Origin of the sequence: Delftia sp. 11MD, from assembly GCF_050907895.1 — a bacterium.
Taxonomy (GTDB): Bacteria; Pseudomonadota; Gammaproteobacteria; order Burkholderiales; family Burkholderiaceae_C; genus Comamonas; species Comamonas tsuruhatensis.
The window spans coordinates 1612311-1626371 of the sequence record NZ_CP194333.1; the positions used below are offsets into that span (position 1 = coordinate 1612311).

Here is a 14061-nt window from a genome sequence, read left to right on the forward strand (position 1 = left end):
CCGCGTTCATCGCCTTCTGGCGCGCCGCCGCCCTGCGACAATGCGGGCATGCAAGCAGCCCGTGTATCCATCCAGACCGAGGATTTCGACGTATCGGCCGAACTCGCCGCCCTGCGCTCCGGCGACGCCCGCGTGGGGGCGGTATGCAGCTTCATAGGCACGGTGCGTGACCGCAACGAGGGCGCCGCCGTGGCCAGCATGGAGCTGGAGCACTACCCGGGCATGACCGAGAAATCCATCGAGGCCATCATCGACGAGGCCGTGCAGCGCTTCGGCATCCATGGCGCGCGCGTCATCCACCGCATCGGCCCGCTGCAGCCCATGGACCAGATCGTGCTCGTGGCCGTCACCGCATCGCACCGGGGCATGGCTTTCCAGGCCTGCGAATACATCATGGACTACCTCAAGTCGCTGGCGCCTTTCTGGAAAAAGGAACAGACGCCCGAGGGCGCGCGCTGGGTGGATGCGCGCGTCAGCGACGAAGAGGCGCTGGCGCGCTGGCGCCAGTGAGCTGACGCTTCAGGCCCTGCGCAGTGCGGCACCCCGCAACCATTGCGGCGGCCGGAACACCAGCAGGTTGCCGAACATCACCAGCAGCAGGCCACCCACGGCCAGCGGCGTCCACACATAGCCTTCGAAAAGGGCCGAGATACTGAGCGCAACGATGGGGAACAGCACCGTCGCATACGCCGCCTTCTCGGGGCCCAGGCGTCCGACCAGGGTCAGGTAGGCCGTGAACGCGATCACCGAGCCCGGAATGGCCAGGTACAGCCAGGAGCCCACATAGGTCCAGCTGGCATCGAAGCGCCAGGGCAGGCCTGCCACCAGCGCATAGCCGGTCAGCAGCAGCGTGCCGGCCAGCATGCCCCAGGCATTGGTCTGTGCGGGCCGCCAGCCCATGGACTGCAGCGAGGCCGACAGCATGTTCCCGCAGGAAAAGCACAGCGTGCCCAGCACCGCCCAGGCCAGGCCGGGCAGGCTGGCATGCCGGCCTGCGCGCAGCTCGGGCCAGAACAGCGCCACCAGGCCTGCAAGGCCGAAGAGGCTGCCGGCCAGCACATGGGGCGCCAGCCTGCGGCCGTGGATGATGCGCGCCAGCAGCGCGTTCCAGAGATTGGCGCTGGAGAACACCACGGCGGCCAGGCCGCTGGCCAGCGTCTCGCTGGCATGCATGAAGCACACGAAGTTGAAGCTGAACAGGCACAGGCCCTGGGCCAGCACGCGCGGCAGCGCCGGGCCGCGGGGCACGCGCAGCTGGCGCGACCAGGCCAGCCAGGCGAACATCAGCACGGCGGCCAGCGCAAAGCGGTAGGCAATGGACAGCTCCACGGGCACGGTGCCCAGCTGCAGCTTCAGGGCGATCCAGGTCGAACCCCAGATCAGCACGACCAGGGCATAGAGGGTGGCAGTCATGGCCGGTGATGATGGCGCCGCAGGCTGGGCGGGCATGGCAGATTCCTGCGGTTTGATGGCCTGGCGCCATGCGTCGGTATGGCTGCGGGACCACAATCGCTGCCATGACGCCCACGCCGCTGCCCGAGCTGCCCTCCAGCCACCTGTGCCAGGTGCTGTCACGCTCCAAGGCCCGGCTGCAGCGGCGCGTGCGCCTGAGCGAGGGGGTGGAGCTGGCCGTCTGGGCCAATGTGGACGACGAGGTGCGCTACTGCCAGCCCGGTCACCACACGCTGTCGGTCTACCTGGCCGGCGGCGAGGGCTCGCAGCTCAAGGCGCGGCCCGAGGCCATGGGGGCGCCGGGGCGCATCTGCATCTTCACGCCAGAGGACGAATCGCACTGGCTGGTGCGATCGCCCGTGCAGTTCCTGCACCTGTATGTGTCCGACCTGGCCTGGGCGGGGCGCGTGGTCCGCATGCTGGATGCCGAGCCCCGCTCGCGCACCTTGCGTGCGCAGATCTACGGGGACGATCAGGCCTTCCACGCCGGTGCCCGTGCGCTGATGCAGCTGGACTGGCAGGACCCGCAGCAGCAACTGGCGGCCGATGCCATTGGCCAGCAGCTGGTGGACCGGCTGGTGCTGCAGTCCGCCACGCCGCGCCAGGTGCAGGCGCTGCAGCGGCCGCTGGGCGGGCTCTCTGCGGCCGTGCGGCGCAGGGTGCTTGCCCATATCGAGGCGCATCTGCATGACTCCAAGGCCGTGTCGCTGCCGGCACTGGCGAGACAGGCCTGCCTTTCGGAATTCCATTTCGCACGCATGTTCCGCCAGAGCATGGGCTGCACGGTGCACGAATGGGTGCTGCAGCAGCGCCTGGCCCGGGCACGGCGTGCCCTGTCTGCGCGCAACGTGCCGCCGCTGGCCGAGCTGGCGCTGGATTGCGGCTTTTCCAGCGCCAGCCACCTGGTGCGCAGCTTCCGGGCGCATTTGGGCGTTACGCCTACGCAGTTCTCGATCTTTCAGCGCAATGCTTGAGAAGGATGGCCGGCCTCGCCGGCCTTGATCTGGCGCAAGCGTCTGTCCTTGCGGGCCGGGCATGGCTTGAAATTTGCCCTGCCGGTATCAGATAAATCGCAATGACCCTGTTTCAGGAGCGAAAAGAAACACCATGCGAATCGACAAACTGACAACCAAGTTCCAGGAAGCCCTGGCCGACGCGCAAACGCTGGCCCTGGGCGGTGACCAATCCAACATCGAACCCCTGCACCTGCTCGTGGCACTGCTGCGCCAGGACGACGGTCCGCGCTCGCTCTTGCAGCGTGCCGGCGCCAACGTGGGGCAGTTGCAGGCCGCGGCCGAGAAGGCCCTGGCCGATCTGCCGCGCGTGCAGCATCAGGACCAGGTGCAGGTCGGCTCCGAGCTGGGCCGCCTGCTGCAGGTGACCGAGAAGGAAGCCCTCAAGCGGGGCGACCAGTTCATTGCCAGCGAGCTGTTCCTGCTGGCGCTGACCGATAGCAGCGGCGCCTCCACGCGTGCGGGCCAATTGCTCAAGGAAAGCGGCGTGACGCGCTCCACGCTGGAGTCCGCTATCAACGCCGTGCGCGGCGGCCAGACCATGGACAGCGCCGAAGGCGAAGGCCAGCGCGAGGCCCTCAAGAAATACACCCTGGACCTGACCGAGCGCGCGCGCATCGGCAAGCTCGATCCGGTGATCGGCCGCGACGACGAAATCCGCCGCTCCATCCAGGTGCTGCAGCGCCGCAGCAAGAACAACCCCGTGCTCATCGGCGAGCCTGGCGTGGGCAAGACCGCCATTGTCGAGGGCCTGGCCCAGCGCATCGTGGCCGGCGAGGTGCCCGAAAGCCTCAAGAACAAGCGCGTGCTGTCGCTGGACATGGCGGGCCTGCTGGCCGGCGCCAAGTACCGCGGCGACTTCGAGGAACGCCTGAAGTCCGTGCTCAAGGAAGTGGCCCAGGAAGAGGGGCGCATCATCCTGTTCATCGACGAGATCCACACCATGGTCGGCGCCGGCAAGGCCGATGGCGCCATGGATGCGGGCAACATGCTCAAGCCCGCGCTGGCGCGCGGCGAGCTGCACTGCATCGGCGCGACCACGCTCGATGAATACCGCAAGTACATCGAAAAGGATGCGGCGCTGGAGCGGCGCTTCCAGAAGGTGCTGGTCGAGGAGCCCTCGGTCGAGGACACCATCGCCATCCTGCGCGGCCTGCAGGTGCGCTACGAGGCCCACCACGGCGTGGACATCACCGACCCGGCCATTGTGGCCGCGGCCGAGCTGAGCCACCGCTACATCACCGACCGCTTCCTGCCCGACAAGGCCATCGACCTGATCGACGAGGCTGCGGCCAAGATCAAGATCGAGATCGACTCCAAGCCCGAGGTCATGGACAAGCTCGAGCGCCGCATGATCCAGCTCAAGATCGAGCGCGAGGCCATGAAGAAGGAAAAGGACGAGGCCTCGCAAAAGCGCCTGCAACTGATCGAGGAGGAACTCGGCAGCCTGGAGCGCGAGTACGCCGACCTCGAAGACGTGTGGAAGAGCGAGAAGGCCAGCGCCCAGGGCTCCGAGCAGATCCGCAAGGAGATCGACCAGATCCGTATCCAGATCGAGGAGCTCAAGCGCAAGGGCGACTTCAACAAGGTGGCCGAGCTGCAGTACGGCAAGCTGCCCTCGCTGGAAAAGCAGCTCAATGAAGCCCAGGCCAGCGAGCAAGGGCAGGGCGGTGCGCCCGCCCACAGATTGCTGCGCACCCATGTGGGCGCCGAGGAGATTGCCGAGGTGGTCAGCCGTGCCACGGGCATTCCCGTGGCCAAGATGATGCAGGGCGAGAAGGACAAGCTGCTGCGCATGGAAGACCGGCTGCATGACCGCGTCGTCGGCCAGGACGAGGCCATCTCGGCCGTGGCCAACGCCATACGCCGTTCGCGCTCGGGCCTGTCCGATCCCAACCGGCCCACCGGTTCCTTCCTGTTCCTGGGCCCCACGGGCGTGGGCAAGACGGAACTGTGCAAGGCGCTGGCCGGCTTCCTGTTCGACAGCGAAGACCATCTGGTGCGCATCGACATGAGCGAGTTCATGGAAAAGCATTCCGTGGCCCGCCTGATCGGCGCGCCGCCCGGCTACGTGGGCTACGAGGAAGGCGGCTACCTGACCGAGGCCGTTCGCCGCAAGCCCTACAGCGTGCTGCTGCTCGACGAGGTGGAGAAGGCCCATCCCGACGTCTTCAACGTGCTGCTGCAGGTACTGGACGACGGCCGGCTGACCGACGGCCAGGGCCGCACCGTGGACTTCAAGAATACGGTCATCGTGATGACGAGCAACATAGGCTCTTTGCTGATCCAGGCCATGGTCGGCGAGGATTACGATGATGTGAAAGACGCGGTCTGGGGGGAACTCAAGAACCATTTCCGACCCGAATTCCTCAACCGCATCGACGAGACCGTGGTGTTCCACGCGCTCGACGCGAAGAATATCGAATCGATCGCAAGGATTCAGCTCAAGCTGCTGGAGCGGCGTTTGGAGAAAATGGACCTTGCGCTGCAGGTGTCCGACCAGGCACTGGCCGAACTGGCCAAGGTGGGCTTCGATCCCGTTTTCGGGGCCCGGCCGCTCAAGCGCGCGATACAGCAGCGGATCGAGAATCCGTTGTCGAAACTGCTGCTCGAAGGGCGCTTCCCGCCCAAGAGCACGATTGCGGTGCATGTGGACCCGGTACAGGAACCGGGCGTATTCCGGTTCGATGCGGCAGACTCCGCCTGACGCACCGGGCCAGCCAAGAAAGGCTTTGCTTTGAACGATTTCGTCGCCACCCTGACCCGCTGGGCCGTTCGCATCCTGCTGATGCTTGTGGGCCTGGTCTTCTTTGTCAGCCTGCTCACCGCAGCGGCGCTGCTGGCCCTGGTCTGGGCCGTGCGGGCGCTGTGGGCCAGGCTCACCGGCCAGCCGGTCATGCCCTGGGCCATGCGCATGAGCCCGCGGGCTGGCTGGCAGACCGTCTACCGCTCCGGCTCCGAGTGGATGGCCCAGCGCCCGCAGCGCGCCTACGGCGCGGCTGAAGGCGGTGGCCGTCGCGCAGGTGCAGGCGCAGGCGTGCTGCCGGGAGCGGGCGAGGTGACCGACGTTCAGCCCCGTGAAGTGCGCGAGCCCTGAAGCGTCTTGCTGCAGCCTTTACGCGGCCTGCGCATCTTCGCGCCCAGGCCGCGCATATCGGCCCGTATAGTCTGTAACCCTCGGGAGCCCGTGCAAGGCTCCCTTTTTTTTCTCCGAGCCGTTCTGGCTGCTTGCCGCCGTATCCAGCCAACCCGCAGGCGGCCTGTGCAGCATGAGAGCGTCTGCCGCGTCTTCTTACCATTGAGCCCTATGACCCAGATGGATCTTCATCGCGTCTTCGAACTTCAGTACCAGGCCAGCCGGGCGCAGGTGGACGTGCCGCTGCTGGTGCGCCGCGAGAGGCTGCTGCGCATGCAAAAGCTGCTGGACGAGCACGGCCCCGTGCTGGCTGCCGCAGTGCAGGCCGACTTCGGCATGCGCTCGCCACGGTTGACCGAGATGGTGGAGCTGTTCGTGCTGCGCAACCTGCTCAAGCACACGCTGCGCCATCTGGCGCGCTGGTCGGGGCGCCAGCGGGTGCGCACGCCGCTGATGCTCATGCCGGGCCGTGGGTGGATAGAGCGCCAGCCGCTGGGCGTGGTGGGGGTGATCTCTCCGTGGAACTATCCGGTGCAGCTGGCGCTGGGGCCTGCCATCACGGCCCTGGCCGCGGGCAACCGCGTCATGCTCAAGCCCAGCGAACTCACGCCGCACACGTCGGCGCAACTGGCCGCGCTGGTGGGGCAGTTCTTTGCGCCCGAGGAGTTCGCCGTGATCGAGGGCGATGTGAGCGTGGCCACGCAGTTTTCGGGCCTGCACTTCGACCATCTGCTGTTCACCGGATCGACGGCCGTGGGCCGGCGCGTGGCCCAGGCGGCCGCAGCGCACCTGACGCCGACCACGCTGGAGCTGGGCGGCAAGTCGCCCTGCATCGTCTCCACCGACTGCGACCTGAAGGAGGCGGCGCTCAAGATCGCACATGGCAAGCTCGTCAACGCAGGCCAGACCTGCATTGCCCCCGACTACGTGCTGCTGCCGCGTGGACAGGAGGCCGAATTCGCCGAGGCCTTTCGCGCCGCCGCGCAGCGGCTGTTCCCGCGCTTTGCCGGCAACCCGGACTATGCCGCCATCCTCACCAAGCGCCACCTGGCCCGCCTGCGGCAGATGCTGCGCCAGGCCCAGGGCATGGGCGCCCATGTCGAATGGATGGAGGACGGCGGCGCCAGCCAGGAGGGGGCGGACATGGCCTGGGGTGATGCCGTGGAGCGCCAGATGGCACCGGCCCTGGTCTTCAATGCCACCAGCCAGATGCAGCTCATGCAGGAGGAGATCTTCGGCCCCATCCTGCCCGTGATCAGCTACGACAGGCTGGACGACGTGGTCTCGGCCATCAATGCCGGGCCCAGGCCGCTGGCGCTGTACTGGTTCGGCCGCGACGAGAAGGTGCGTGATGCGGTGCTGTCACGCACCATCAGCGGCGGGGTGACGGTCAATGACACCCTGCTGCACTTCGCGCACGAGAACCTGCCCTTCGGTGGCGTGGGCGACAGCGGTTGGGGTGCCTATCATTCGGAGCAGGGCTTTGCGCGGCTGAGCCATCAGAAGGCGGTGTTCGTGCAGTCGCGCTGGTCAGGGGCCGCCATGCTGTATCCGCCCTATGGTGCGAAGTTCGATCGCATCATGGAACTGATGCGCCGCTGGCTGTGAGCAAGGGCTCGATCGGGCGTGTTGCCGGGCATGCCTGCATCGTGAGGAATTGTCAACTGATTCCTTGGCGAGCCTTGTGTTGCATGCACTAGCTGCTCTTTTTTGAAGAGCACATAGCACATCCGATAGCCGAGGGCAAGAAAACGAGCACAGCCGTACTTGCGTGCATGGCTAAGGGGCTCGATGCACGCAAAAAGCGCGATTCCGGTGAAAATCACGCCCTTCTATTTTCACCTGTTTTCGTTTCGGTTTTTCCATGTCTAGTATCCAGGTTCGTCCAGCCACTCTCCGCGATGCAAAAGCGATTGCCCAGATCCATACTGCTTCCGCCATGGAGGCTTACCGAGGTCTGGTTCCCGATGACCAGCTCAAGAGCATGTCGTCGGTAGAAAAACGCCAGGCCTATTGGCGCGAAGCCATTGAATTTTGCGAGCCCCAGGTTCAGGTCGCCATCGATGGCGACAAGATCGTCGGCTTTGTCGGCTTCGACCGCTCGCGCGATGAGAAGTCGCGCCAGACCACCGGTGAAATCTGGGCCATCTATGCTGCACCTACCCACTGGAATCAGGGTGTGGGCGTGGCCCTGTGGGACGCCGCACGCGACGGCCTGCTTGAAGAAGGCTGCACCAATGTCACGTCGTGGGTGCCGCTGCGCAATGAACGCGCGCTGCGCTTTCACGAGCTCGCCGGCTTCAAGCGCGAAATGTCCACCGCCAAGACGGCCCAGGTGGGCGGTCTCAAGATCGAGGAAGTGCGGCTCAAGCGCGCACTGAACTGATCGGGTCTCCGACCCGCTTTCCCCCTAAATCACTCACGGAGCAGCAGGCCTTGTCCTCTTCCCAGAACTGGTCCCTGCTGCAATGGCAGGAGAACGAGGCCACGCAGGCAGCGCTGTGGCGCGCGGACAGCACCATGACCGCACCGCGCCGCATCGTCATCGCCGACGACAGCCTGTCTGCCGACAGCGCCTACCGCTTGGCCTGCGAAGGCCAGGCGATGCTGTGGCGCGGCGATTTCCAGAATGCCAGGCAATTGCTGTCGGCGCTGGGCCGCCGCCTGGACAAGCCTGCACGTGAGACGTCCGCCAAGGCTCGCCATCGGCGGGCCGGCAAGGAAGACGCCAAGCCTGTCTTTCCCCATGCCTTCCACCTGCACCGCCAGGCGCTGGCGCAGCGGGCACGCATTCTGTCCAGCGTGATGATCGAGCTCGATGCCAGCTGGCATTGCGCCCTGCGCCGCGCCCCGGACTGGAGCGAGGCCTGCCGCGAGGCCTGGGGCGACATTCCCGCCGATCAGGGTGCGCGCAGCGTCATCGTTCCCTTGCGTGAACTGCTGGGCGCGCTGGGCGCGCATGAGTGGCGCAAGAAGGGCGTGGCCCTGGCTGTGCCGGGCATGCCGGAGTTCAGCATTCATCCGCACTACGGCGTGTTCTCCCCGGTGCGCGGCGAGTACCTGGATCTGGTGGCGCAGGCGCCCCTGCCGGCCGCAGCCCAGCAGGCCGATGCCGCGGTCTGGGATATCGGCACGGGCACGGGTGTGCTTTCCGCTCTCTTGCTGCACCGTGGCGTGCGGCAGGTGGTGGCCACCGACCTGAGCGACCGGGCCCTGGCCTGTGCGCAGGACAACCTGCAGCGACTGGGATTGGCGCAGCGCGTGAGCCTGCGCAAGGCAGACCTGTTCCCCGAAGGCCGGGCCGCCCTGGTGGTCTGCAATCCACCGTGGTTGCCGGGCAAGGCCAGCTCCCTGCTGGAGCAGGCCGTCTACGACGAAGGCAGCCGCATGCTGCGCGGCTTTGTGCAAGGCCTTGCAGCGCATCTGCTGCCGGGCGGCGAAGGCTGGCTGATCCTGTCGGATCTGGCCGAGCATCTGCAACTGCGCTCGCGCGAGCAATTGCTGGAGTGGATCGAGGCCGCTGGCCTGCAGGTCCTGGGCCGAGAGGACATCCGCCCACGCCATGGGAAGGCAGCGGACGCTGCCGATCCTCTGCACGCCGCACGCGCTGCCGAAGTCACCTCGCTGTGGCGCCTGGCGCCTCGCTGATCGCCGGCACCCACGCTTTCATCCCGGTCAGGCGCCTTGCGCTGCCATTGACTCGCTTGCCTCCTGGGGCAGCAGATGCTGCAGCCGCTCGCGCAGCGCATCCGCGCGCTCGTTGCCGGCATGCTCCTGCACGGTCTGCAGCAGCTGCAAGGCGGCGGCCTGCAGGGCCGCCAGGTCGCGCGCTTCGCGCAGCAGATGGCGCAGCACCTGGGCCTTGTCCTCATGGCGGTTGGCGAACATGCGCTCGCACAGGTCGAACAGATACATGCGTGTGCCGGCCAGATTCAGCGTGGCGGCAGGGCCTGGTGAAGCGGGTTGCCTGGCAGCGGCTGGCGCCATCGCGGGGGGCTGCGGCTGGGGCGATGTTTCGATGGCATTGCCGGCCAGGCGCTGAAGATGGCCGCTGTCTATCAGCTGCTGTACCAGCTCCCTGGCCTGGGCACCCAGCACCTGCTGCAGCTGCTCCTCGGTGCGGCCATCGGCCATCAGCAGCACCGAGCGCTCGCGCAGCGGCAGGCTGCGCCGGCCGGGCTGCAGCTCTTCAAGGGCCTTGGCGGTTTTTTGCAGCAGCATGGTTGGGGCAGGGGAGTCCGACAAGCCCCGATTGCACGTTACATGAATGACCGTGGCGTGAAAAAGCCATGACAACTGGTCCGGTGCAACTTGCTGCGGCAAGGGCACAATCGCCTGCCGCCGCCTTGATGAGGGGCGATTCGAAGGGGCAGGCGGCCAGTACGGGCCGCAGGAATATTGTTTGATCTGTAACAGGAAGACGGGGCTGCAGGCCCCGGAACACAGCTGATGAGACTGTTGCTGGCGCCCATGGAGGGCTTGCTTGATTTCGTGCTGCGCGATGTGCTCACGCGCGTGGGCGGTGCGGACCGCTGCGTCTCTGAGTTCATCCGCGTCACGGGGACGCTGCTGCCCGACAAGGTATTCCTGCGCACCATGCCGGAATTGAACAATGGCAGCCGGACGCTGGCGGGGGTGCCCGTGCGGGCCCAGTTGCTGGGATCGGACCCGGACAGCATGGCGGCCAACGCGGCCAATCTGGCGCGCCTGGGGCCGGAGGGCATCGACCTGAACTTCGGCTGCCCGGCCAAGGTGGTCAACCGCCACGGCGGCGGCGCTGCGCTGCTGCAGGACCCGGAACAGATTGCGCGCGTGGTGGGCGCCGTGCGTGCCGCCGTGCCAGCGGCCATGCCCGTGTCGGCCAAGATGCGGCTGGGCTTCAACGACACCGCCCTGATGACCGAATGCGCCCAGGCCATGCAGGCCGGCGGTGCCTGCGAAATCGTCGTTCATGCCCGCACCAAGCTCGATGGCTACCGCCCGCCCGCCTACTGGGAGATGATCCCGCGCATCCGCGAATCCGTGACCGTGCCCGTGGTGGCCAACGGCGAGATATGGACGGTGCAGGAGGCGCTGCGCTGCCGCGAGCAATCGGGTTGCAGCGACCTGATGCTGGGGCGGGGAATCGTTGCCGACCCGGGCCTGGCGCTGGCCATTCGCGCCGCCGTTGAAGGTGAGCAGACCCCGGCCGCCGAGGTGTGCTGGAGCGACCTCGTGCCCCAGGTTCAGCGCTTCTGGGACATGGTCTGCGAGGACTTGGAGCCGCGCCAGCGCGCAGGCCGTCTCAAGCAATGGCTGAACCTGCTGCGCCGCCGCTTTCCCGAGGCCGAGCAGGCCTATCAGGAGGTGCGCACCCAGACCGATCAGCGCGAGATCACCCTCTGGGTCCAGGCGCTGGCTCGGCGCCAGGAGTGGGCGGGGTTGTAGCGCTGTCGCCCGCCTACAGCAGGTGGTCCGGAGCCAGCGGGCCCAGGAGCTTGAGCATCAGGCGCAGGCCCCAGCTGGCATCGGGCTCGCTGTGCTCGTCGGCGCGGTCGCTGTCTTCCGAGGCCCGCCAGACCAGTCCTCCATCCTTGTCGATCTCCACGCGCCAGCTGCCGTCCTGCAGGCCCTCGTCAATACTTTGCGTGGCCAGCCTGCCGAACTCGCGGCTGGCGATGAGCAGGGCGATCTCGGTGTTCTGCAGTTGCGAGCGCAGGTCCAGATTCATCGAGCCGACTGCCACCAGGTGACCATCCACCACCAGCAGCTTGGAATGCAGCATGGCGCGCGAGGCACCCGTGGCGCCTGAAGGACCGCCACCGCCACTGCTGCCCGAGCCAAACGCAGAGCGGACACTGGCCGCCGTGCTGCGCATCTCATAGAGTTCAACGCCCATCTCCAGCAGCGCCTTGCGGTGGCGTGCATAGCCGGCATGGGCCAGGGGCGCGTCATTGGAGGCCAGTGAATTGGTCAGGATGCGCACGCGCACCCCGCGTTGCCGCGCGCCGCGAAACGCCTCCATCATGTCCGGACCGGGCACGAAATAGGGCGAGACCACCAGCAGATCGCGCCGCGTCTTGCGGACCAGGGCCAGCAGGCCGTCCACTACCGAATCGGCCTCCAGCACTGGGCGCGCCGCCTGGCGCAAGGCCGGAGTTGGCTGGCCCATGGGCAGCGTGCCAGCAGGCTTGGCCTGCGGGCTGTTCGGGGCGGGTGTGGCTGGCGCAGACGCGTCCGCACTGGTGCTCGGGCTGTCATCCCTGTCCAGCGGGATCTTGGCCGGCTGGTCCACCAGCACGGCGGCCGAGGCCCAGGTCCATGGCGCCTTGCGCAAATCCATGGGCTGCTGGTCCCAGATGATGCGGCTGTGTTCGGCGGCCTGCTCAGCCGTCTTTGCCTCTTTGGCGGCAACGGCAGGCGTAGGGTCCTCATCCTGCGCCTGATCGCCATCATCGGCAAAGCGCTCGCGCAGCTGCTTGAGCTCCTTGAGACTGATGAGCGACTGAACCGGATAGGCGCGCGGGTTGTTCCAATAGCTGTCGAAGCTGCGTGACAGATCGCCGACCACCGGCCCCGCAGCCAGCACGTCGAGGTCCACGAAATTGCTGGCGCTGTCCGCGTCGAAATACGCATCGCCCAGATTGCGCCCCCCGATCACGCCCATGGCGTTGTCGGCAATGAAGAGCTTGTTGTGCATGCGCTGCTGCGCCCGCTGGAAATCCGTCAACAGCGTATAGGCCCGCCCCAGCACGGAACTGCGTGCGCCCGCCAGCGGGTTGAACATGCGCATCTCTATGCCCGGCACAAAGGCCAGCCGCATGACCTGCGCATTCGCACCCGTGCTGTGGAAGTCGTCCAGCAACACCCGCACCCGCACGCCACGCCGCGCCGCCTCCACCACGCCGCGCAGCAGGCGCTGCGTGCTCTCGTCGGCATGGATGGCGTAGTACTGCAGGTCCAGCGTCTGCTGCGCTCCCTCGACCAGGGCCAGCCGTGCGCCGTAGGCGGCCTGGGCGCCGGACAGGAGGGTGAAGGCGGAGGTTTGAGGCCTGACGCTGGCTGGCCGCAATTGCTGCACCAAAGAGCCCAATGGCGTGCTTTGCGGGGCTTCCAAGGCGGCAGTGACGGGGCGATCGACCTGAGAGGGCAAGCTGCTGGCGCAGCCGCAGACCACGGCGGACACCAGCAGGACAAGCGTGGTCCGCAGGCCTCGGAAGAGGCTGACGGATGGAAGAGGCTGTAGGTTGCGAGCGCCGGACATGATTCGAAGATTTGGCCCAAGGATCGGTCAATCGGGTGTCGGACGGCTGCGCCAGCCGCTGGTCCAGGAAGCTGCTGTCCGCGTCAGAAGCTGGCGCGCCCTTCAACACGAGCGACAACGCGCAGATCCGGCCCTATACGCTGCACATCGTGCAACTCCAGCGCAAGGGCCTCGGACAGCGCGTCCAGCGGCCCGAAACTGGCAATGCCCATGCCACCCGTGCCCAGCAGCTTGGGGGCCAGGTACAGCAGCAGTTCATCGACCAGCCCTTCGCGTATCAGCGAGCCATTGAGCTTGAAGCCTGCTTCCACATGCAGCTCGTTCGTACCGCGCGCGGCCAGGTCACGCAGCATGGCGGCCAAGTCCACCTTGCCGTGCGCGTTGGGCATGTGGATGATCGTCGCGCCAGCCGCCTGCAAATCTTCGGACCGCAAAGTATCCTGACTGCTGGTGTAGATAAGGCAGCCGCCGGGCGTTTTCAGCACCTGGGCGGTGAGCGGCGTGTCCAGCCGGCTATCCACCACCGCGATGCGCGGTTGGCGCTGGGTAGGCACTTCACGCACGTTCAGACGCGGATCGTCTTCCAGCACCGTGCCTATGCCCGTCAGCAGGGTGCAGGCCCTCGCGCGCCAGGCATGGCCGTCGGCACGTGCCTCGGGCGAGGTGATCCATTGGCTGACACCGTTGTGCAATGCGGTTGCGCCGTCAAGGGAACTGGCGGCCTTCATGCGCACCCACGGTATGCCGCGCAGCATGCGGCTGAAGAAGCCGATGTTCAGTTCGCGCGATTCGGCTGCACCTGGTCCCACCTCCACCTGTACACCTGCAGCACGCAGCCGCGCAAAACCTTGGCCAGCTACCTGGGGATTGGGATCGGTGAGTGCGCCTACCACCTTGGCAACGCCTGCAGCGATCAGGGCATCGCAGCAGGGACCTGTACGGCCCTGGTGCGAGCAAGGCTCCAGCGTCACATAGGCGGTGGCTCCGCGCACATCCCCGCCCTGTGCTGCGGCATCGCGCAGCGCCATCACTTCGGCATGTGGGCCACCAGCCTGCTGGGTGAACCCCTGGCCAACGACCCGGCCATCGGGTGCCACCAGTACGCAGCCCACGCGCGGATTGGGGGAGGAAAGAAAAAGCGCCTGGGCGGCGAGCCCAAGCGCTTGGTGCATGTGTCGAGGGGAATCTGCCATGGCCAGCATGGTAAGGCAGCTTGG

Annotated in this window: 12 protein-coding genes; 8 read left to right on the top strand and 4 right to left on the bottom strand. The window is 66.8% G+C overall.

Annotated features, from left to right (window positions below):
• The first annotated feature begins 48 nt into the window (after positions 1-48).
• Positions 49-510, top strand: coding sequence for a molybdopterin synthase catalytic subunit MoaE (gene moaE, locus ACRSCF_RS07285; protein WP_016447740.1), 462 nt, complete (start codon positions 49-51; stop codon positions 508-510).
• A 9-nt stretch (positions 511-519) separates the two neighbouring features.
• On the opposite strand, the gene ACRSCF_RS07290 is transcribed toward moaE, so the two are convergent.
• Positions 520-1413, bottom strand: a complete 894-nt coding sequence (locus ACRSCF_RS07290; protein ID WP_241150317.1) for a DMT family transporter — start codon at positions 1411-1413, stop codon at positions 520-522.
• 104 nt (positions 1414-1517) lie between these two features.
• On the opposite strand from ACRSCF_RS07290, the gene ACRSCF_RS07295 reads away from it, so the two are divergent.
• The 6 genes from ACRSCF_RS07295 to ACRSCF_RS07320 all read left to right on the top strand — a co-directional run bounded on the left by ACRSCF_RS07295 (position 1518) and on the right by ACRSCF_RS07320 (position 9249).
• The gene (locus ACRSCF_RS07295; RefSeq protein ID WP_017404082.1) at positions 1518-2426 is read left to right on the top strand and encodes an AraC family transcriptional regulator; all 909 of its coding nucleotides are present in this window, start codon (positions 1518-1520) and stop codon (positions 2424-2426) included.
• Positions 2427-2559: 133 nt separating this feature from the next.
• Entirely contained in the window at positions 2560-5172 is a 2613-nt protein-coding gene (gene clpB / locus ACRSCF_RS07300) for an ATP-dependent chaperone ClpB (RefSeq protein WP_034363795.1), read from the top strand.
• A 30-nt stretch (positions 5173-5202) separates the two neighbouring features.
• Positions 5203-5562, top strand: coding sequence for a hypothetical protein (locus ACRSCF_RS07305; RefSeq protein WP_016447736.1), 360 nt, complete (start codon positions 5203-5205; stop codon positions 5560-5562).
• Between the two features lie 210 nt (positions 5563-5772).
• On the top strand, positions 5773-7209 hold the full coding sequence (locus ACRSCF_RS07310) for an aldehyde dehydrogenase family protein (RefSeq protein WP_016447735.1): 1437 nt from the start codon (positions 5773-5775) through the stop codon (positions 7207-7209).
• 256 nt (positions 7210-7465) lie between these two features.
• Positions 7466-7987: a GNAT family N-acetyltransferase gene (locus tag ACRSCF_RS07315; protein ID WP_026062042.1), complete on the top strand. Its 522-nt coding sequence runs from the start codon at positions 7466-7468 to the stop codon at positions 7985-7987.
• A 50-nt stretch (positions 7988-8037) separates the two neighbouring features.
• The gene (locus tag ACRSCF_RS07320; RefSeq protein ID WP_047326630.1) at positions 8038-9249 is read left to right on the top strand and encodes a N5-glutamine methyltransferase family protein; all 1212 of its coding nucleotides are present in this window, start codon (positions 8038-8040) and stop codon (positions 9247-9249) included.
• A 27-nt stretch (positions 9250-9276) separates the two neighbouring features.
• Here ACRSCF_RS07320 and ACRSCF_RS07325 read toward each other — a convergent pair whose 3' ends face one another.
• Positions 9277-9822: a hypothetical protein gene (locus tag ACRSCF_RS07325; protein WP_016447732.1), complete on the bottom strand. Its 546-nt coding sequence runs from the start codon at positions 9820-9822 to the stop codon at positions 9277-9279.
• Between the two features lie 228 nt (positions 9823-10050).
• Between ACRSCF_RS07325 and ACRSCF_RS07330 the strand changes: the two genes are divergently transcribed.
• Positions 10051-11028 (top strand): tRNA dihydrouridine synthase, encoded by a 978-nt coding sequence (locus tag ACRSCF_RS07330; protein WP_016447731.1) that lies wholly within the window; start codon positions 10051-10053, stop codon positions 11026-11028.
• Positions 11029-11041: 13 nt separating this feature from the next.
• Here ACRSCF_RS07330 and ACRSCF_RS07335 read toward each other — a convergent pair whose 3' ends face one another.
• Entirely contained in the window at positions 11042-12844 is a 1803-nt protein-coding gene (locus tag ACRSCF_RS07335; protein ID WP_046239133.1) for a phospholipase D family protein, read from the bottom strand.
• A gap of 83 nt (positions 12845-12927) precedes the next feature.
• Positions 12928-14046, bottom strand: a complete 1119-nt coding sequence (gene ribD / locus ACRSCF_RS07340) for a bifunctional diaminohydroxyphosphoribosylaminopyrimidine deaminase/5-amino-6-(5-phosphoribosylamino)uracil reductase RibD (RefSeq protein ID WP_016447729.1) — start codon at positions 14044-14046, stop codon at positions 12928-12930.
• Between the last annotated feature and the right edge of the window lie 15 nt (positions 14047-14061).